This window comes from Rudanella lutea DSM 19387 (genome assembly GCF_000383955.1).
Taxonomy (GTDB): domain Bacteria; phylum Bacteroidota; class Bacteroidia; order Cytophagales; family Spirosomataceae; genus Rudanella; species Rudanella lutea.
On record NZ_KB913013.1, the window covers coordinates 5,940,120 to 5,959,063 of the forward strand.

17 protein-coding genes are annotated in these 18,944 nt (G+C 49.3%); 6 read left to right on the forward strand and 11 right to left on the reverse strand.

Annotation, left to right across the window (positions count from 1 at the left end):
- Positions 1-2: 2 nt before the first annotated feature.
- Together RUDLU_RS0124445 and RUDLU_RS0124450 are read right to left on the reverse strand one after the other, a co-directional pair.
- Positions 3-773, reverse strand: a complete 771-nt coding sequence (locus RUDLU_RS0124445; RefSeq protein ID WP_019991081.1) for a hypothetical protein — start codon at positions 771-773, stop codon at positions 3-5.
- A gap of 39 nt (positions 774-812) precedes the next feature.
- On the reverse strand, positions 813-2,846 hold the full coding sequence (locus RUDLU_RS0124450) for a hypothetical protein (protein ID WP_019991082.1): 2,034 nt from the start codon (positions 2,844-2,846) through the stop codon (positions 813-815).
- Positions 2,847-2,897: 51 nt separating this feature from the next.
- Between RUDLU_RS0124450 and RUDLU_RS0124455 the strand changes: the two genes are divergently transcribed.
- Positions 2,898-3,539: a hypothetical protein gene (locus RUDLU_RS0124455; protein WP_019991083.1), complete on the forward strand. Its 642-nt coding sequence runs from the start codon at positions 2,898-2,900 to the stop codon at positions 3,537-3,539.
- Positions 3,540-3,591: 52 nt separating this feature from the next.
- Here RUDLU_RS0124455 and RUDLU_RS28980 read toward each other — a convergent pair whose 3' ends face one another.
- From RUDLU_RS28980 to RUDLU_RS0124470, 3 genes are all read right to left on the reverse strand, one after another.
- Positions 3,592-4,272, reverse strand: coding sequence for a hypothetical protein (locus tag RUDLU_RS28980; RefSeq protein WP_019991084.1), 681 nt, complete (start codon positions 4,270-4,272; stop codon positions 3,592-3,594).
- A 73-nt stretch (positions 4,273-4,345) separates the two neighbouring features.
- Positions 4,346-4,813, reverse strand: coding sequence for a hypothetical protein (locus RUDLU_RS0124465; RefSeq protein ID WP_019991085.1), 468 nt, complete (start codon positions 4,811-4,813; stop codon positions 4,346-4,348).
- A 19-nt stretch (positions 4,814-4,832) separates the two neighbouring features.
- Positions 4,833-5,579, reverse strand: a complete 747-nt coding sequence (locus tag RUDLU_RS0124470; RefSeq protein ID WP_019991086.1) for a hypothetical protein — start codon at positions 5,577-5,579, stop codon at positions 4,833-4,835.
- Between the two features lie 748 nt (positions 5,580-6,327).
- Between RUDLU_RS0124470 and RUDLU_RS28175 the strand changes: the two genes are divergently transcribed.
- Positions 6,328-7,035: a LytR/AlgR family response regulator transcription factor gene (locus tag RUDLU_RS28175; protein ID WP_019991087.1), complete on the forward strand. Its 708-nt coding sequence runs from the start codon at positions 6,328-6,330 to the stop codon at positions 7,033-7,035.
- A gap of 23 nt (positions 7,036-7,058) precedes the next feature.
- Positions 7,059-9,155: an ATP-binding protein gene (locus RUDLU_RS0124480; protein WP_019991088.1), complete on the forward strand. Its 2,097-nt coding sequence runs from the start codon at positions 7,059-7,061 to the stop codon at positions 9,153-9,155.
- Here the strand turns inward: RUDLU_RS0124480 and RUDLU_RS29415 are convergent.
- On the reverse strand, positions 9,088-9,657 hold the full coding sequence (locus tag RUDLU_RS29415) for an RNA polymerase sigma factor (RefSeq protein ID WP_083940639.1): 570 nt from the start codon (positions 9,655-9,657) through the stop codon (positions 9,088-9,090). The genes RUDLU_RS0124480 and RUDLU_RS29415 overlap by 68 nt on opposite strands.
- Positions 9,658-9,871: 214 nt before the next feature.
- On the opposite strand from RUDLU_RS29415, the gene RUDLU_RS29830 reads away from it, so the two are divergent.
- The gene (locus tag RUDLU_RS29830; protein ID WP_157580429.1) at positions 9,872-10,078 is read left to right on the forward strand and encodes a transposase family protein; all 207 of its coding nucleotides are present in this window, start codon (positions 9,872-9,874) and stop codon (positions 10,076-10,078) included.
- Between the two features lie 545 nt (positions 10,079-10,623).
- Here RUDLU_RS29830 and RUDLU_RS30650 read toward each other — a convergent pair.
- The gene (locus tag RUDLU_RS30650; RefSeq protein ID WP_019991089.1) at positions 10,624-10,761 is read right to left on the reverse strand and encodes a hypothetical protein; all 138 of its coding nucleotides are present in this window, start codon (positions 10,759-10,761) and stop codon (positions 10,624-10,626) included.
- Positions 10,730-11,032 (reverse strand): IS3 family transposase, encoded by a 303-nt coding sequence (locus RUDLU_RS30655; RefSeq protein ID WP_083940640.1) that lies wholly within the window; start codon positions 11,030-11,032, stop codon positions 10,730-10,732. The genes RUDLU_RS30650 and RUDLU_RS30655 overlap by 32 nt, the downstream gene beginning before the upstream one ends.
- 110 nt (positions 11,033-11,142) lie before the next feature.
- Here RUDLU_RS30655 and RUDLU_RS30200 point away from each other — a divergent pair, with 110 nt between their 5' ends.
- Positions 11,143-11,520 (forward strand): transposase, encoded by a 378-nt coding sequence (locus tag RUDLU_RS30200; RefSeq protein WP_211220227.1) that lies wholly within the window; start codon positions 11,143-11,145, stop codon positions 11,518-11,520.
- Between the two features lie 393 nt (positions 11,521-11,913).
- Here the strand turns inward: RUDLU_RS30200 and RUDLU_RS0124500 are convergent, their stop codons facing one another.
- Together RUDLU_RS0124500 and RUDLU_RS0124505 are read right to left on the reverse strand one after the other, a co-directional pair.
- Positions 11,914-12,885: a site-specific integrase gene (locus RUDLU_RS0124500; RefSeq protein WP_019991091.1), complete on the reverse strand. Its 972-nt coding sequence runs from the start codon at positions 12,883-12,885 to the stop codon at positions 11,914-11,916.
- Positions 12,886-13,016: 131 nt separating this feature from the next.
- Complete coding sequence (locus RUDLU_RS0124505; RefSeq protein ID WP_019991092.1) at positions 13,017-14,126, reverse strand: replication initiation protein; 1,110 nt, start codon at positions 14,124-14,126, stop codon at positions 13,017-13,019.
- Positions 14,127-14,851: 725 nt separating this feature from the next.
- On the opposite strand from RUDLU_RS0124505, the gene RUDLU_RS0124510 reads away from it, so the two are divergent.
- Complete coding sequence (locus RUDLU_RS0124510; RefSeq protein WP_019991093.1) at positions 14,852-15,667, forward strand: hypothetical protein; 816 nt, start codon at positions 14,852-14,854, stop codon at positions 15,665-15,667.
- A gap of 97 nt (positions 15,668-15,764) precedes the next feature.
- Here the strand turns inward: RUDLU_RS0124510 and RUDLU_RS0124515 are convergent, their stop codons facing one another.
- The gene (locus RUDLU_RS0124515; protein WP_019991094.1) at positions 15,765-18,944 is read right to left on the reverse strand and encodes a DEAD/DEAH box helicase family protein; all 3,180 of its coding nucleotides are present in this window, start codon (positions 18,942-18,944) and stop codon (positions 15,765-15,767) included.

Consider the following 18,944-nt stretch of genomic DNA (forward strand, 5'->3'; position numbering starts at 1 on the left):
TTTTACCGCAACTCAATCACTTGAAGAGAGCCTCCGGTTGCGTTAAGGGCCACTCCTGCAGTGAGTGCTGTGTTCATAGACGAGTTTGCTATAAATGCTGACACCGTATCGTTTGCATTTAAATACACCACTATTGAAAATGATCCGGACTGGCGTGTACCTGTCAACGAGCCAAGATTAGGAGCCAAATTCCTGTAACAATTCTCTCCTATCGGCGTTGCATTTTTTTGATAGTATATACACGTGGAAACAAGTGTTCCTGCGGCATCGTCCACTCCAAGAGTCCCATTAATTTGATAGTAACCTGCACGAGGAACTACGATTCTGTTATTAACTAAATCAACGCTTCCAGGGTAAGATTGAAAATCAACGCTAACAAAATCAATCGGCGTGTTGGTGGTCGCGCTCGGCACGACTTGAGAAGCATTTTGCTTCATAGAGGCAATAAACCGGGGTTGTAGTGAAACAGCAGCCGGTGCTTTCTGCACGTAACCATCAGCGGTAATCATCAGCGTCTGAGCTGCCGAGGTTTGGCCTTCTTTTACGCCCGTGACCTGTAGCGGGTCACCGCTAAATGTACCTGATACACTGACCGCACCAGTTGTTTTGTCCACAATTACCTTATTCCCATTCGTGGCCTCCACCTCCAGGTTGCTGTTGCTGCCGATGGTGGTGTAGTTGTTGCCGATTTTGACCTGAGCGCGGCTTGCTTCCGGCAACAGCAACAAACCGGCAAGCAGTGAAAAAACGTAAACGAGTTGATTGATTTTCATTGGAGTTGGTCGCCCAGCGGGCGGGTTAATGGTTGACTTTTATTTCGTTATCACACTCGCCTGCACCGTACAATTTACTGGGCAGGCCCCGGCACTTGTCGTGAGCGTGACGGTCGCGGACGTTGCCGCCGTACAACCGGCTCCGTTCTGCACCACCGCCCGATACTGTTGGCCGTTCTGGGCGTTCGTAAACGGAAGGCTTGTAGTTGTGTTTGCGACGGGGTTCCAGGTGGTGCCGTTGTCGGTGCTGGTTTCCCAGCCCGTCACGTTCCCCGTTTGGCCGGTGAGCGTAATCACACCCGCGTTGGCTATGTTGCAGAGCGCACCGCCCGCAAATGTGGCCGTACCGCCCACCGAGGGGCTGGGGCAGGTGGCAGGCACCACAAAGCTGCTGGTGGCGGTGTTGCTGGTGCCAACCGAGTTGCTCGCAATGGCCGTGATGGTGTGGCCCATGCCCGTTGCAAACGTCAGGCTCGTGCAGGTCCAGCTGCCGTCGGGGGCAGCCGTTACGATGCACGGGCCGCCCGTGCTGTTACCCCCACCGCTGACGGTCACGCTGGCCCCCGCCGTAGCCGACCCCACAATGGGCGGATTCGGTGTAGCCTGGGAGCCGTTGGCCGGGGTGAAAATAGCCACCGTGGGGGGCTGGGGTGCTGCCGCCTTGCTGCCAAACGTATAGGCCATATAGGTGTTCGGCGTGATGCCGGGCACGGTCAGCGTACCGGTGCCGCTCAGGGTGCCGGTGGTGCTGGGCGAACCGAGGTCCACCCACTTACTCCCGTCCCATCCCACCATAATCAGATCATTCAGGTTGCCGTTTGTCAGCGTGCTGAGGTCGCTGGCCGGGTTCCACGTAAAAGTCAGGTCCACTGGCTCGGTGCCGTTCACATCCCAATACTCCACCGGACTTACCGCATTCACACCCATGCCCCGGCTGGTGGTGCTGAAGGGCGCGCCCGCAGGCAACGTGGCCGATGCCGGGTTGGTGCTGAAATAAGCGGCCTGTAGCGTGGACGTCGCGCTCGCCGGGGCACTCATGCCCACGGGCCGGAGCGCGGTGCCGTCGCCCACAGGAAACACGAAGGCCGTGTTGCCCACCTTCTCCACATAGCCGTTCACGTGGCTGTCGTCGGAGGCATCGAACCAGTTGGTGCCGGGCATGAATACAATATTGTCGTCCGCCGTAGGCCGGGGGGTATTCACATAGCCATCCACAAACGTTACGTCGCAATACACGGCCATTGTACCGCTAGGGTGAACCTCCACATCGGTAGGGCCATGAATCACAATGCCGCAGGTGCTGCTGGCGGTGGGGGGCGTTACCACGTTGCCTTTGCGGGCCAGGGTGTAGGCCGTATAGGTGTCGGGCACTACGGGCGTAGTGGTCGTGATGGACCCCGTAGCCAGCGGATTGCCGGTGGCCGTGCCGCCCAGATCGACCCACCGGGTGCCGTCCCAGCCCGCAATCGTAATCAGGCTGGTGTTATTGGCAAAGCCGTTGGCAATCAGGTTGCTCGTCAGGTTCCAGGTCAGGGTGATGTTCACCGCCTGCGCCCCGTTGATGTCCCAATATTCGGTGCCGCTCACACCGAGAAGGCCCGAACCGAGGGCTGTGCGGCTAAACGGTCCGCCCGTGGGCAGGGTAGCCGTGCCGGGGTCGGCATAGAAGTAAGCTGCCTGAAAGGTGCCGCTCGTAGGGGGAGCCGATATACCCGCCGGGCGTAGCGTGGTGCCGTCACCAACCGGAAACGTAAACGCCGACGTACCGGCCACCTCGGCATAGCCGTTCACGTGGCTCCCGTCCGACGCGCCCGTGTAGCCGCTGCCGGGCCGGAAACTGATGTTGTCATTGGGCGAAGCGCGGGGCGTAATCACGTAGCCACTCACAAACGTGAGCGAATTATAGATAGCCAGCTTGCCGCCCGGAGTGGATGCTCCCGGCATGGAGGTGCCATTAGGGTGAACCTGCACCGTGCCGAAAACGGAACTTTGGGTGGTTTGGGCCAGCAGTGGCCCTACACCCAATACCCACAGGGTAAGCCCGGCGATCAGAAGGAGTAGCCGTCTTTTCATACCGCTAAGGGGGTTATAATGTGTTTTTTTGGTAAAAATTTCTCTGTTTTCATGGCTATTTCTGAAAAACCATTTGCCAGTTGTACGCTCAAAAGCGTCGATAAACAATTCAGAACCCGGCGAACCGAGCAGCTTCCGTCGCTGACCGATTGGCTTAACCGACCTGCCGAAATTTCCAACTTCGAGCGGGAGGCTCTGATGCGGTTTCAACGAGGACTAAACTTCAACGTACACGACTGGAACGAACACGAGCTGGATACCCACTTCATCGGCCCAATCTTCGCTTTAATCGACTTCTCGACGCTGGCCTTCAATCACTTCAGTCAACGCGACATCGAAGCCACCGTCGATGGCATGGTGGCAAGCAGCTACCGCGAGCCAGAACAGCCATTCTTTGTGTTTCAAGACTACAAGCTCAACCTCGACAGTGACGACTGCCCAGCCCACGTCGACCCGGCCGGTCAGTGCCTGGCTGCGATGCTGGCGGGGCAAATGCTGAACCCCTCGCCCGACCTGCCCGTGTATGGCTGCAACGTGATGGGTAGCCTTTGGCAGTTTATGACACTCGAAGACCGCCAATACGCCACCAGCCCCGGTTACTCAGCCACCTCTGACGACTTGTTCGACGTCGTCCGCATTCTGAAAACCTTGAAGCAGATCGTAGCCGAGCGCGTAGCGGCTGTTAATCCCTGAATTGCGATTTTGTTGCTTGTCATCTAAGACCGAAGTCGATATCCTTAGACGATTAATTAGATACAGGTATGGCAAAAATTCTCCCCTCACCCGAGTATGTTGCGCTTCCTGTTGCGTTAGGGTTTACACTGGAATTAGCGAAAGCCCACATGTAGTAAGTAGTTGTTGTAGTTGGTGCCACGTTATAAGCTGCCGCAACCGGAGAGAATGTTAAGGTGGGAGCAGCCCCGCTCAACGTTCTTCCCGTGATTGTGTTGGTTGTATTTGACGTTGATAAATCCCACCAGATATTGATAGGGGCATTGTAGCTATTTAGGTACGTTGCATTGAAGTACAATAGCCATTTTCCCGGAGGTAGCGTGATTCGTGCACCTGTATTAACCGCGTTGGCAGGATTGCTTGTTAGCGGGAGACCCGGCCACGAAGCAGGTAATGTACCAGTGACTACATTGACCGTAGCTCCAGCCACCCAACTCCCTGTTCCATTTGCATCTGAGGTCCAAATTTTCCCAGCACCCTCTGTTCCATCTTTGATGGTAGTTGCAGCGTTAATCGTCACAGCACCAGTGCCTTTATCCACAATCATTTTCTTCCCATTAGCCGCTTCCACTTCCAAATTGGAATTGGAGCCGATGGTCTTGGCATTGGCCCCAATTTTTACCTGAGCCTGGGTCGCCTGTGGGAGCAGCAGGGCGGTCAGGCAAAGATATAATGCGTAAATCAGTTGTTTCATTGGTTTTGTGTGCCTGGTAGCAGGCTGGTTTATGATTATTGGATGGTTCTCGTTGTAGCTTGTCGTTGGCTGTTCAAGCAGTGGCTTGGGGCAGGTTACAGAAAAAGAAATTAGTCCAACGCGATTCGTCGCTGTAGAGTCTGCTATCCCCGGTTTGCGGCTCATCCACGCGCCAATAGCGTAGCAGTACCCCGCGTAGGTTAGGCCGTGCAATGGGCGGAGCATTGGTCCAGAGCCGCCATGGGTTGAGTAATTGTTGTACTAGGCATACACTCACAGGTTGCCCAGCCCGCCCCCAGGCTCCTACCGTGGTGGTGGAGGCAAAGTCGTCGGGAAAGCTTAACTCTACTTTATCCTCCAGGACCGAACCAAAATATAGACTCAGATGGTAAAGCGTACCCGCGGGCCCGCCCGGATCGCTGATCTGCAACCGAAAGGCGTACATTCCATCGGAGGGGAGCCGTATTTCGCCAAAGTCGGCGATATAGGTCACCTCGGCCCGGAGCCGCTGTAACGGGTGAATATGTTGAGGGTATGACATGAGGCTGTTGATTGATAGGTTACAACATCTTTGTGATGGTCAGATTGGTCAAATCTGGAGTTATTGTGTACGTCTGAGGACATGCCGTACTGTTTGGGCCGCAAGATTGCGTGGCTAAGTAGAGTATATCCCCCGCATTTAGTGGTATCGTTACCGATCCCGACATAACAGCCTTACCCGGACCGTTGGCATAACTTGCACCACCCACGTCGTTTATTTTAATAGATGTATTATTGACAACCACATATGCAGTGATAGCGACGGTATTATTCTGAGTAGTGTAGTTGAATGAAATTACCCCTGATATCATGTAGATACCATTGGTGGCAATGGTATAGCTGTTGGTGTTTGTTGAGAAACCTCCATCATTGAGTGACATAGTGTTAATGGGTGTCTTTCGTAGAGAACCAAGCGATGTGGCATCGAAGTTAGCCGAAGTACCCCCTGAAGCCCGTACGGTTGGAATGCTGATGGTTGTTCCCTGTTTTTTCACCACTCCGTTACCGTCAATCAAAAGGGCCGTTTCCGAACCCGTTGCTGGTTGTAAGCCAACCAATTTTAGGGGATCGGCGGTAGCCGTTATGCTTACTGCGCCGGTGGCTTTATCAACTACAGTCTTGTTACCATTATTCGCTTCGACTTCGAGGTTGCTTGATGAGCCAATAATACCGGGGTTGGCCCCGATTTTCACCTGCGCGTGGGCGAGTGTGCCACCAAGCCAAAGCAGGGCAATCAGACTGGTCAGAAAGTAAATGTGCTTTTTCATAGATATACGATGCCCCTGACCCCTGTTGAGGGCTTTTTTGGAGGGGCCAGATTTAGGTGAAAAACCAGTTAATAAAATGCGGACACTTCGCTAACGCTTATGTATATACGTAAGCATATTTATGCAAGTAGCTTTGGGTAATCAGATTAGGGGGGCGTGGAGCGGTGGCCTCAGGGGCTGGCGGGAAACTGGCCCAGACGGTACAAACTGATATTGACATAGCGGGTAAGGTGTCGGCTTGCTATAAGTATGACACATTTGGATAGTTACAAAAACCATGACACTTTGTTTGTTTGTAGGTATCCAGCACGAGCCATTGATGCAAAAAGTCTATTTATTATCGCCAATTTGTGTTTTGATACCCTCAATTGAAGAGTCGGCCCATAGGGCTCGGACGGCCTCTTTTTTGAAGAATAAAATAGTATCTAACCTGCGCTCAATAAGCATTTTATTGCTCTCAACTCGATATTTGCTATCCTCAACGATGAGTTACATGATATGTATTAGCGCCTAAGCACCTCTATACGACAAAAAATGGCAAGAAAAATGTAGCTATCTTTGGTCAGCAACCGACGAGGATCCGTTCGGTTCTGCTTCACCGTTCGGTTACTCTCCACCATTACATCCGTGCTAAAATAGTCTGGTTCAGCATAAAGCAGTCATCGTCTAAAGAAGCATATTGAGAAGCTTTTCTATGGATTTTATTCATTTTGACAATACAGTTGACACCTCTCATCCATTGTGCTAAATGATTAAGCAATACCTGATTGTCGATGATAACGTCGACGATGCCCGGCAGCTTGTTTCGATGCTCGATGCCCTGGGCTTGTATCAGTGCCTGGGCATAGTGCCTACCCTGGAAGAAGCCATTGAGCAAATCGGTAGCCAAATTCTTGATATGATCTTTCTGGATATTCGGTTGGAACACTCCTCAGGTTTAACCCTACTGAAGACTAATACGCAGCTCCCGCCCGTCATTATGGTCAGTGCTTATCCTGAATATGCCGTTGACAGTTACGAAATTGGCCGGGCGGTCGACTTTTTGCTCAAACCCTTTACCCTCGAACGGCTTCATATGGCTATTAGCAGGGCTTTACAACGCACCCGTCACCCGCAGCATCTGATTGAGACGGATGTTGCCTATCTTAAAATGGGACGAAAAGTACAGCGATTTGAGTACAGTAGTATTTTTTATGTTGAAGCGTTCGGTATTTATTCTAAAGTTTTTACCGGCGATTCTATCTACACGGTTAATGAGCGAATCTCAACGCTCGAAAATCTGCTTCCGCCCCGGTTATTTATGCGCGTACACAAATCTTACTTGATAAACACGAGCAAAATTACCAGTTTCGACCGCAGCACTATATGGCTCGGCCGCATACAGGTGCCCATTGGTGTGTCATTCAGGCCACGTTTAGAGAAACTGCTTGGCCTGTTTGAGGGGCATGACGATTAATTACCCGTAATGAAATTACTCCTATGCGCTCGTTTCTACTGTTCATCCTGGTTTGGCTATCTTTTCTGTGTCAGGCACAAACCACTGCATCATCACCAATAGCGAAATGGAAGTATGAGATTGCAGCTGCTGCGCATGATAGTATCCGGTTGCGCATCTGCACCCAGATTGTCAGGCAGTATCAGATCGAGAATCAATACGATAGTCTGTATCAGTATGTGCAGCGGGGGCTGGGGTTTCACAAGGCAAGCCCTTCCGATTTTTACGTCTGTGAATTACACTATTATCTCGGTCGCTATTACCGGCACAAAGGGCTTTATCGCCGGGGTATTAGTCCGCTACAACAGGCAATTGCTCATGCTGATCGGGCAGGCAGCGAGGCCAAATCAGCCCGGTATCAGTATGTGCTTGCCGTTATGTTTTCCGATGCCGGCCAGTTGGAAAAAGCCGTAGAGCAGATAGGCAACAACCTGAAATACCTGCTCACACACTATAACGAGCCTATGCTTGCAGCCAACTATCTGCTGATTATTGAGTTATACGGCAACATGGGTAATACGAACCTACAGGCTCAGTATCAGCAAAAATACCTTTCACTCGTTAAAGATAGCTGGCCACCCGACCACAGAATGTATGCCCACATTATGAAAGGGCAGGTATTGGAAAAAAAGAATAGGTGGCAAGGTGCAGCCAATGAATATCGAGCCGGGTTACGTTGTGCTCAGCGAACCGGGGACTCGCTCAAGGTGATAGAAATGCTGCATTACCTTGGGGTAAACGGACGGCACCGGCGTCAATACTTATCCGCACTTAGTTTGTTCAACAACATGGAGGTAATGGCTCGCCGATTGCACGACCTGTCGTTTCAGGCAACGGCTAAGCGTGAACAGGCCATAACATATCTGCTGATGCAACAGCCCAAAACTGCGCTGCAGAAGGCCCGACAGGCCGCCAACTACTCGCGCCAGAACAAGCAAGAAGAAGAGTTGATAATCACTCTGCAAACGCTGGTTACTGCGCTCGAAGCCAACGGAGAGTACCGCAATGCACTGATCGTTAGCCGTGAAGCTCAGCAAATTAAAGATCGGCGGTTTGCTGAACAAAGTGCCCAGAAAGTAGCGCAGATGCAGGCCGAGTTCGACAGCGAAACGAGTGAGCATACGATTCGGGTGCTCCAGAAGAACGCGCAAATTGCCCAACTTCAGGCAAGTCGGCAGCAACAGCAAATTCAACTGGCTCAGCGAACACAGCTTGCAGCAGCTGTAGTAATCGGGCTGTTGGGGATCCTATGTGGGGTTGTTATCTATTTTCTTCGAAAAACGCAACGTACTAACATCCAGTTAAATGAACAGCAGCAACTGTTGCAGCAAACGGCCGATGCACTGGCAGAATCCAATGCCACTAAAGATAAGCTATTCTCGCTAATTAGCCACGATCTGCGTAGCCCGGTGGCCAGCATGAAGAATAGCATCCGTCAGTTACGGTCCTTAGACACAGAGTTCCATCTGAAACCTCTGATGAACCGTTTAGATCTACAGGTCGACAGTGTGCTGCACCTATTAACAAACCTACTCGATTGGTCAATGGTACAGCTAAAGGGGTTTCAGCTTAATTTTGAATCGCTTGTTTTACAAGAGTTGGTGGCCGAAGTACTCAGTCAGACCAGCGAGTTAATACAGCAGAAACAACTGACGGTTATCAATCAGGTCGATAAACATCAGCTTGTGGTCGCGGATCGGCATCAACTTATGGCTGTAATAAGGAATGTACTGACTAATGCCATTAAGTTTACGCCTACGGATGGGTTCATTCGTTTGCACACGGTAGCAAAATCGGCAATGGTTGAACTGCACATTCGGGACACAGGCGTGGGCATGACAGCTGAGCAGATTAGTAACCTCTTCAAGAGTCCCGACGTACGTAGCGGTACGTCGGGAGAGAAAGGGGTTGGACTGGGGTTGCGGATCTGCCGGGAAATGATGGACCGCCAAGGTGGAACATTATGGGTAGAACAACTACCTAAAAGCGGCACACTGGTTCGTATTGGGATAGCTACACCTGTACAAACTGTATATAATTCTGTCGCAAACGACCACGTGCCCTCATCAGCCGCATTTTGACTGCACTTTCAGAGAGTTGATTTTGTTGCGCCATATCACGAATCGACAGCTGATCAAAATAATGTTGCCTGATAAACTTCCGTTCCTGATTGTTTAACGTTTCCATGGACTTGCGGAGCTGTTCAGGGCACGCAAAACTTTCTTCATTTTCAGCAGCTGCCAGATTCATTTGCAAAAATTCAGATTCTTCGACTACCTCAATCAGAATTTTGTCCTGCCGACGCAGATGGTCATAGCATAAATTCTGAGTTACGGAGTACACCCAAGTACTGAACCGAGCAGTACCGCTGAAGCTGTCAAGCCGGGCTAAGACTTTTAGAAAAAGGTCTTGGGATAGATCTTTTGCATCTTCTTGACGCTTTGTATAGCGGCTACACAAACTTATCACTTTACTCTGGTAGCGTATGTAAAGGGCGTCGAAATAGACGGCCTGACGCGTGTTCAAGTATAACTGAACAAGTTCTTCATCACGTAATGATTCTTTTGATAGAGGTATTCTCACGTATTGTTAGACTAACAGGCTATTTAGTTAATCTAGTCAAAATTAGTCCTACATATAAAGCATTACAATTAACAAACTATTAACTTAAATTTAAATGTCCCCAATACGTAAATCATTGATACGAATGAGCAATTCCTTAAAAAATGAGTATTTCGGAGTAAACTGGCTCAGCGTCACTTTAGGTGAATCCCAGTACTTTTTTGGTTGAAGAAGTATGGACCTGACCCCACTCTTGCCGCTTGGATTTCTGTTCTGCCACCATCAACTCACCGACGACTCATTGGTTATTGGTTTGTTAGCCATCGATGCGGTTGGCAGTTGTCCGCTTTGTCAGACACCCGCCAACCGAGTGCATAGTTTCTACCAATGCACCTTAGCCGACCTACCCATAAGTGGTAAACGCATCAAACTCCACGTGTGACTACGCAAGTTTTTCTGGCCACTAGCTGACTGTCCTCGCAAAGTCTTTGCCCAGTCATGCCACTCCGTCTGCGAACCCTATGCCCGTAGACTCCTCAGAGCAGACCAACAGATCTGAACTTGCTACAGTATAGTGGAGATTTTTTCTTAGGCAGCCATCGAGGAGGTGTAAAAATAACATTCTTGTTGACTGGGGGTACGGTAGCTTAATCTCGAATGTTTTCGCCGACGATTACACCACCCTTCAATGTACCGCTCAGGCGGCCCTGTCAAAGGTGGCTAATCGAGCCGCTGCCCGCGTCTCAAAATGAGTGGGGTTAACCAACTCGCTTTTGAGCGTCTTGAATCGGATCGCCGAAGCGAAAACTCTCAGCAACCGCATTAGGCCATCGGACCGCCGAAGCGGCAATTTCCCTTCCGACTCATGCTCTGCTCAACTGGCAAGTCCTTTAGTTGCGCTCTGAATTCGGTGCAGGCATATTGAACCCCACGGTCCGAATGAAACAGAAGTCGACCGTTTAGTGGCCTGTTCTTGAGGGTCATACGCTAAGCGGCCACACTCATATCCACCGCTTTGAGACTCTCACTCAAGGCCCAGCCTACCACTTTCCGATCCGCCAAATCCAAAATCACGGTTATATAGAGCCACCCCTCAATGGTGGCAATGTAGGTGATGTCGGACACCCATCGCTTCGGCGCTCCGATTTTGCCCCGGTTTATCAGCTGTGAACTCTCTGTTTAGCAAGTTTTTGGCTACTGGATAATCGTACTTTGAGTCAGTGGTCTGTACTCGATACTTTTTGTACATAATGCTTCGTATGCCCGCTTTTTGCATAAGTCGAGTAACGCGATTGCGGGCCACCTTTATGCCCTGATCACTAAGTTCATCAACAATTCGGGGACTGCCGTAACGAGATTGACTTTGCCGATGCACTCGTCGGATATGGCTCTCCAACTGCTTCTGATTTGTTGTCTGGTACTAACTGGATGCTTCCGCCAATAGTAATAGCCACTACTGCTCACATTGAGCACTTTACACATCCTTTCAACGGAAAATTCGCTGGCATGTTCCTTTATGAAGTGGATTTGCCAGAAACAGATCGGCTCCTTCTGAAACACTTGCTTGGTGGTAATGAACCTATCAGCCAAGTCCATCGCTTGGGTTTACAATTCAAGAAACTGATGGAGACTAAACAAGCTCATGAGTTAGCTAGTTGGTGTGCTGATGTCGAAAATTTACTTATCTTGAGTGGTTTTGTGTGGGCCATCCGTCAAGATTTTGCTGCCATTGAAGAAGCCTTCCTCTCAGAGTGGAGTAATAAGCAAACGGAGGAACAGGTGAACCGGCTGAAGACCATCAAGCGAACGATGTATGGCAAAGCAAACTTTGACCTATTACGGCTGCGGGTGTTGGCCCAAAATTGGACTGGTCCCCCAAAGTGACGCTCAGCCACTTTGACCGGAATACACATATACCTAGCCCCGTTGATCGCCCGGTTGGGTTTGACCGACGATACGATCCGCTACTATGCCCAGTACGTCCTCGATAACCGGAGCTTACAGTTCATTAGAATGTAGGGAGCTCCATGCTACCGCTAAATATACTCGAACAGCTTAATGTGTGAATTAGCTTAGAAAGCAGAAAACATGCCCTGTTTTCACTGCTATAGTGTGATTATGCCACTTTTAGTGAGAAACTTTAGATTCACTCTGAATATGGATAGGACCCATTTTAGGTTGAAAGCCCAGTGTATAAGACCTTTATAGTAATTGTATTGTAACATTGGCTAAATTGGTGAGTTCGAAAGACCCGTGAATTACTGAACTGATATAGTATTACAGCCCTAACTTCATAGCAGCATTATGTTTCACAATCTGTTGCACCCGGGTATAACGATCAATCATCGTCCTCGTACGATGCTTTGTTTGCTGCATGATTTGGGAATCATCAGCACCGTTGAGTTTGGCAATAGTCACAAACGAAGCCCTCAGCGAGTGTGCTGAATAGGCATCACCCAGATACATTTTTACCGCTCTCGCTACCTGCTTGTCCGACAACCGATCCGTCGTGACCTGCTCTCCCTTTCGTATCCGTACAAAAAGAGGCCCTGAGCTACGTTCTAATACGTTGATGTAGTCCTGTAGGGAACGTACAGGACAGGTGTCGGGATCCGGACTGTAAAAGATTGCTTTCTGTTCGGTTCGCCCATACTGATTGGTTTTACTGCCCTGAAAACTAAGGATCGCTCCGTGGCGTGTAAACTGAACTCCTTCGATATCCAGAGCAACCAGTTCTGAACGGCGAAAAGCCCCCGCGAACCCAACCAGTAGCAGCGCCCGATCCCGCATACCTGTCGGTGTTGGCGGAATAGGGCGTATCTGCTCTTTGTATTCCTGTATATCAAACGCGGGTGCCTGAGTTGGCTCAGTACCTATACTTCGCTTGATTCCTTCTAAAACCAGTCGTACCGTTTCGTCGGCCGACGGGTCTGGATGCTTATGAAGGCGATGCCATTTTCGAATTGCCGCCAATCCACGGATGATTGTAGACCACTTATGTTCGGAAGCCTGATCGGATAGATACGTAGCTAAGGTTGCCGGGCTGATTGGAAGATCATCGATGCCTTGCTGGCGAAGCCACGCCTGTACCTTTTTGATGTCTGCGGAGTAGGCAATCCGCGTGTTAGTCGAGCCTTCAATACCTTTTCTAAAAAAAGCCGCCGTTTGCTGATTCAGTTGTTGTGCTGAACAAATGGTTACGGAATGGGCCTCACTGATAACATTAGGAGTAATGACTGACTTTCTCATAGACGTGTAGAAGAATATGGAGCAAGGTACAGATTTTACTGTTATGTCCGATAAGTAAAAGTTATCGGAAGTAGTAAATAAGGTTACTCTTGCCGGACGACTCTCTTTTTTTCCCTTCTATTCTTACGCAATTAGCCGACGTCCCCGGATGGGAGTCCCTTCTTCTTATAGTTGAAGACGCTTTGGGCGACGTAGGCTTCAGGGTCTTTGTTGGCAAATCCGTAATCGGCATATAGATCGGCGCGTAGAAATGCCTGTAGCTTATCTGAATTCTGAAGGATTGCTTTCCGTTGCTGATGTGTGAAGGACGGGTAGTATTGACTGAGTTTGGTGCCGGCATAGGCGATGATCTCAGCAATGTCCATCTGCATAAGTTCATCATACCGCTGCTTCATTTCCGCCTTTTTGGTTTCCTTCTCCAACTCATCAACAGACATTTTTGACTTAATGTGAAACGTGATACCAACCACGGCTCGACTTTGCATCATCGGCGTGTACGTTACTGATAAACCTGTGTGCTCGTTGATCTGCCGCAGTGATAAGTCGATGACCCGAGTCCGAAATGCAGAGTAGCTGTTATACGATTTTTCCTTCGCGCCGATCAGTTCCCGCAGTTCATCTAAACCGACACGCCAAATGCCTGTGTTTCGGAAGCGGGCTAGGTTTGTGAAAAGTAGTTGAGCATATTCACTGCTCAAAATCAGCGCATCTTCAAGACCATACTGTGCGTAGCCACTACCCAGAAACAGAAAGACGGGGATAACAGCATGATACATTGTCAACTCAATAATGCCTTTGTTGGGCCAGTATTCGGCCATCGGAAAAACAACGACGTTTGTATGTTTCCCTGATTCGTCTTCCCAACTGATGGTACGCTTTTGAATCAGGTCCAGCACTTTCTTGATAGAGGAATTTGGATTACCCTTAATTACCTCCGAGTAATGAAAACGAAACTTTAATTCCTCAAACGGCTTGATTTTCAATTTATCAAGTGCCTGTATATTTCGAACCTCACGAAGTACCAGCCAGTAAAGACGACGCTCGAAGAACCCAAACTCCGTCGTACTGGTCAGCAACTTCAGAGGCTCCCGAATCAAAATAGTCTTGTTCGTATCTGTGCGAAGGACAATGGTTTCGGGGTTTACCTCCACCGGGGAGGTTACTGTCGCGCTCTCAAATACCAGCGAGAGTTGACCATCTGCCAGTTGAAGGGATTTGTTCGTGCTGGATAACTTTTTCATACCCTAACAAATAATAGTAGGTGCAAGGTAAAGGGTTTATCGTTCCTAACAAAGTCGATGTAATTTGTTAGGTATAAAACATTGATTATTAAGTATTTATAAGTTTTAGTTGTTTCAATTCTTTAAAGTTGAGACCTTTTCTTCCGTGTTTTCTACTATTATCTGTTAGGGTAAAGGAATATGCGACAAGGGGTGTTCACTGCCCTCTAAGGAATAAAACTTTGTTTTATACAATTTTTAACCCTCGATCTGCAACTATCTTCCCTTAACGGTTGACTTCACTTTCTGCTATTATCTGTTAGGCTCATTACTATCATCTGTTAGGGATGCTGCTATTATCTGTTAGGGTAAAGACTATTATCTGTTAGGTTTGTGCTATCAAATGTTAGGCTTATACTATTAAATGTTAGGCTTCTGCTATTATCTGTTAGAGATAGCTAAGTTATCCACATCTAAGATCCTGAATTTTAAGGGTTTATAAGCTATATGTACATCCTATAATTATCTAATTATCTAATCTATCATTTAAAAATGATTTTAAAATTTAAAAATAACTAAGATTATAAGGTCATTGAAAGACAAAAAGGCACGCATGCTGGTTAAAGCTGACACGAAAAAGAAAAAATCATAAAAGTTTGGACTACGGTAAAATATTATATTTCCCTTTAAGGGAAATATAAAGCGAATTAGCTATTTTAGCTCCATCAATCTTAATTCTTGGAAATATGGAAGATGAATTGACCGGCCATGCTAAGCGGAAGCACTACGATAAACAGACTTATGCCCGGCTATTGGCTCAGTTCACGCAGTTGATGGACGAAGTTCCCAAACTGCGCCCAAATCGCGATGCCTGGGATATTGAGGGTGACTGGGCATCGACCGGTGTCATACACTTCGTCGATATGGCTTACCAACCTTTTTTTGAGACAATACGTGATTTCGATTGTCGAACGATTAAGATGGTCAATTTAGACCGGCCTGCTGTTCGCATTACTTTTTACCGTAAACACCGGTACTTTTTGCTAAAGGACAAAGACCTTACGCCCGATCAGAAGCAGGAGCAGATCAAACAATACATTGACGACCTCACCGTGAAAGCTCAGATGCTGGAATCGAAGCTGGAAAGTATGAATGCTACGAAACAGGCCGAGACAAAGGGTTTGATCGGATTACACTGGGAGCAGGTGAAGACATGGCGGGAAATTTTGGATAACCCTACCCGGTATGAAATGGCTGTGTCTAACTATAGTCGTCAGCATTTTTACGTAACGGCTAATTACAAGTATCGGCTTCCTTCGGGTGATTATGCTAACGCCCAAGAGCATCTATTGAACACCCAGCGCGATAAACTGGGCAATATAACCCAGGTACGTTATAACATATTCTTCGTTGACCCCGTCGAGATTTTGCGCGATCATCCCTATCAGAATCGTGAGGTAGAAGGATACCTTAATAATTTCCCTGTTAAGTCAGAGGTTGGCCGGATGACGATTTATGCACGGCTGAGGCCAGAAAATGAAGTAGTGGATTCGTTCAAATAGCTGTATTAAAATATTTTGGAATAGCAAAATATTAAAATTTTACTATTCCAAAATAATAATATCTTTGGCCTAGCTATATAAGTCGAGTATATGGCTACTATTGTTCTACTATACTGTCTTGTCTGAACAACATTTTAGTAAGTATCTTCTCAAGATACTCGGCAGATTGGTGCGTCTGAAAATAAATGTTGTGTGCATTGAAGTCGTCAATGGGGGGTAAGCCTCCCCAGCTTTTTAACCGTTCGTAAGGAGTTACCGATACAATGAAGGAAGACAAATGCAAGGCCGGATCATTTAGTTTCGGCTCCAACTCGGTTTGAATACGCCGTGAGAACTGAATCTTTGGCTCATCAAATCCTGAAAAATTACGGATGCCCTTGGGATCGATAAAAGCCAGGTGCTGGTGCCCGGCCTGAATTACCCAAAGCAGAAAATCGGGGTAGAAGTTGTTGGCATCGAAAAAGCCTATACCTTTCCGGCTTTGGTTACGCAGCAGATGAACAGTAGTGTCCTGTAGAAAAGAAAGTCCATAAAGTACGACTTTTCGTAAGTCCTCGACAAACCGCCGTTCGCCCTCGTTTAAGGCGACAGGTTGAATGCTAACGGCGTCCTGATAGCTTTTAGCATCAATGTACAGCAGGGGTTGGTACAGGTGCGGCACTACATGCAGCGCATCAAAACGGTTACCTAAACGGCTGTCGGTTGTGAACTGACCGGCTTGTAGAGCAGCCTGTAACCGGCGCAGGTTGTCGATCAGGGTTTCGTTGCCGGCTTCAATGATGCTTATTCGATATCCCTTCTCGAAATTAGGGTGGGCGGTGTCCAGCAGGGCGGTTTCGGGGTGTTGGGCATTGTACGCACTTCGGGCCTGATTGTACATACGTTCACAGTAGCCCTTCAGCAAACTGGTCGCTATTTCCTGCCAGGTACGTACCTGCTCGAAGTGGGTAAATTCCAGTTGTTCAGCCGGAATAGACAGCTCGTACCAGGATGTATCGTGCAGAGCCGCCAGCAGGTCATCCCGACGCAGATCGATGTTATACCAGCCCCGTTCATTTTTATAGGTGAGCAGGGCCGCGTATAATTGGTCAACATCTAAGAAAGCAATATGCCGGTCGGTCAGCGAATGCGTTTGGACTACCGTTACCTGACTGAGTGTATTTCCACGCGCCGATTGCATGAGCTGAACCTTGGGGTACCAGTCCAGGCGAACGGGGTACATCGGTTTGCCCGTCAGACGAACCACCTGCTGTTTCTTAAAGTCACGTCCTTCCCGAAAACGAACGTACTTCAGCCCCTTTTTAGCCAGATCGACTACCGGCAGAATGGGTAGCGTTAGCTCGATGGGTTGCTCCTCATCGCCGTTTTTTAGTCCCTCCCCTTCCAGGTACTCCTTGAAACGATCCATGTAGTCGGCTCGTATGCCGAAGATGTTTAGGGTTTCCAGCCGGGTCAAGTGGTCAGCAATAGATGCCGGCCGGATACTGGCGTCAAGTTGGGTGCTTCGTTTGAGTGAAAACCCATATCCCTTTAAGCGTACCCCCCGGCCAAACAACTGAATGATTTCGGAGCCTTCACCCCGTCCAATGTTCAGCAAGCCCATTGTGCTGACCCGCCAGCTACTCCAGCCCTCCGAGAACTTCTTGGAGCCGATTAGCAGATTGACCGGCGAACCAGGCGCGTTGATGGACCGAAACAGTGAGGCCGAAAACTCCTTTTCGTCGGTCAGCAAGCCGACCTCTTCGCAGAGTTTGAGCAGGGCCGTATCGTCGCCGACGTTGATAACGCCGAAGTAATCGGCATTGCCCAGCCGCAGGCCAATTTCACCGTCCTGCCCTTTCAGGTTATCTATGTGCAGCAGGGCGTTGGCCGACGAACTGTTGAACACGTCGGTCAGCAATTGCGTAAACAATTGGTCACTACTGAACCCCTGCTGGCGAAGGTAACGGAAACTGTTACTGAAGATAGACCGGCCTGCCTTGTCGATCAGGCCATCCTGCCCGACCAGTAGCAGGTCAATATCGCGTCGGCTACGGTCGCCATGCTTCACAAAATCGGCCAGGAATAGCAGCACCTCCACCACATCTGATACCTTCCTGCCGCCGTCGGTACGAACCGCCGTTACTTTACTGCCCACAAAAATAGCTAAGGGCTTTTCGATGCCGAAGGCGGTGGCACCGGCCCGGTCATTGCGGTAGAGCAGCAACTGCTCAAAGAACGTGAGCAGGCAGGCGGTCAGGTAGCGCGTTGTGAAGTCGTTGGACTGGGTATTGGCGGGGCGGCCTTCCGCTAAGTTCAGAATGTGGTAATCTTTGCCATATCCGTCGGCGTAAAAATACCGGTACGAGTAATCGAACAAGATGCTGCGGCCGTATTCGTTCAGCAGGTCACGCTGTTTTTTGCCCGTCTGGGCATTAACGGCCTGCCCAAAGGTGGCCGAGTACTCAAAGGAAAAGCCTTCGGCGCTCAGGCGGTTTCGGTAATCTTTCCAGACTTCGCCCCCGCTGCCCCGGTGGCCTTCGTCGATCAGCACCAGGTTGTTGCCCTCAAACGCTTCGATGGCCACCGTCTTTTCGCCACCCGTTTCGCGAAACTTGCTGATGTCGATGATTTCAATCTTCTGACCGACGTACAGTGTACCGCCTGTTTTGGAAAACAATTCGGCATCAAGCCCCGACTGCCCAAACTCAGCCAGGTGCTGCCGTGACAGCCCATCGTTTGGGGTTAGCACGATAATCCGGTTCAAGCTTTTCTCTCTGCCATGCTTTTTCAAGTAGTACTGATATTGCAGAATATTGACGTGCATCAGCAGGGTTTTGCCCGACCCGGTGGCATTCCAGAAAGCCAGTTTGGTTAGTTCGGATACGTCGGTGTATTTATTAACGCCTGTGGAGCGGTCGAATCGTTCTTCCCAAAACCGGTTAATGTCGGTCAGGAGCGCGTCGGCATCGCGAAAGTACCGGTCCAGGAAGATTTCGGTGAACAGCAGGGCCACGTACTGAAAATACTTCCAGCGCACCGGCTGCGGACGCGATTGGCTGACACGCAGGGTGTGCGAGACAATGTTCTGATCGTACTCGAACAGCAGCGATTCGGGCAGGTTTGTGTTGGCGTAGAAGCGTTGCACCAACTGCCGGTGAAAATGGCTGACGTGGTTTTCGTCGTAGCCCTCGTAGGCTGCGTCGCGCAGGTTCTCGGACAGGGCTTGTAGGTCTTTGACACCGAATTGGTGCAGGATGTATTGGTTGAGCAGCAGAGCTTGCGAAAGGCGGGGCAT

Excerpts from the sequence above, each read along its gene's own strand:
- RUDLU_RS0124450 (WP_019991082.1), bottom strand. The coding sequence starts at position 2,846 with ATGAAAAGACGGCTACTCCTTCTGATCGCCGGGCTTACCCTGTGGGTA.
- RUDLU_RS0124510 (WP_019991093.1), top strand. The coding sequence starts at position 14,852 with ATGGAAGATGAATTGACCGGCCATGCTAAGCGGAAGCACTACGATAAA.
- RUDLU_RS0124515 (WP_019991094.1), bottom strand. The coding sequence starts at position 18,944 with ATGCCCCGCCTTTCGCAAGCTCTGCTGCTCAACCAATACATCCTGCAC.
- RUDLU_RS29830 (WP_157580429.1), top strand. The coding sequence starts at position 9,872 with ATGGACCTGACCCCACTCTTGCCGCTTGGATTTCTGTTCTGCCACCAT.
- RUDLU_RS0124455 (WP_019991083.1), top strand. The coding sequence starts at position 2,898 with ATGGCTATTTCTGAAAAACCATTTGCCAGTTGTACGCTCAAAAGCGTC.
- RUDLU_RS0124505 (WP_019991092.1), bottom strand. The coding sequence starts at position 14,126 with ATGAAAAAGTTATCCAGCACGAACAAATCCCTTCAACTGGCAGATGGT.
- RUDLU_RS28980 (WP_019991084.1), bottom strand. The coding sequence starts at position 4,272 with ATGAAACAACTGATTTACGCATTATATCTTTGCCTGACCGCCCTGCTG.
- RUDLU_RS0124445 (WP_019991081.1), bottom strand. The coding sequence starts at position 773 with ATGAAAATCAATCAACTCGTTTACGTTTTTTCACTGCTTGCCGGTTTG.
- RUDLU_RS0124470 (WP_019991086.1), bottom strand. The coding sequence starts at position 5,579 with ATGAAAAAGCACATTTACTTTCTGACCAGTCTGATTGCCCTGCTTTGG.
- RUDLU_RS30200 (WP_211220227.1), top strand. The coding sequence starts at position 11,143 with ATGTTCCTTTATGAAGTGGATTTGCCAGAAACAGATCGGCTCCTTCTG.
- RUDLU_RS28175 (WP_019991087.1), top strand. The coding sequence starts at position 6,328 with ATGATTAAGCAATACCTGATTGTCGATGATAACGTCGACGATGCCCGG.
- RUDLU_RS0124480 (WP_019991088.1), top strand. The coding sequence starts at position 7,059 with ATGCGCTCGTTTCTACTGTTCATCCTGGTTTGGCTATCTTTTCTGTGT.
- RUDLU_RS0124500 (WP_019991091.1), bottom strand. The coding sequence starts at position 12,885 with ATGAGAAAGTCAGTCATTACTCCTAATGTTATCAGTGAGGCCCATTCC.
- RUDLU_RS0124465 (WP_019991085.1), bottom strand. The coding sequence starts at position 4,813 with ATGTCATACCCTCAACATATTCACCCGTTACAGCGGCTCCGGGCCGAG.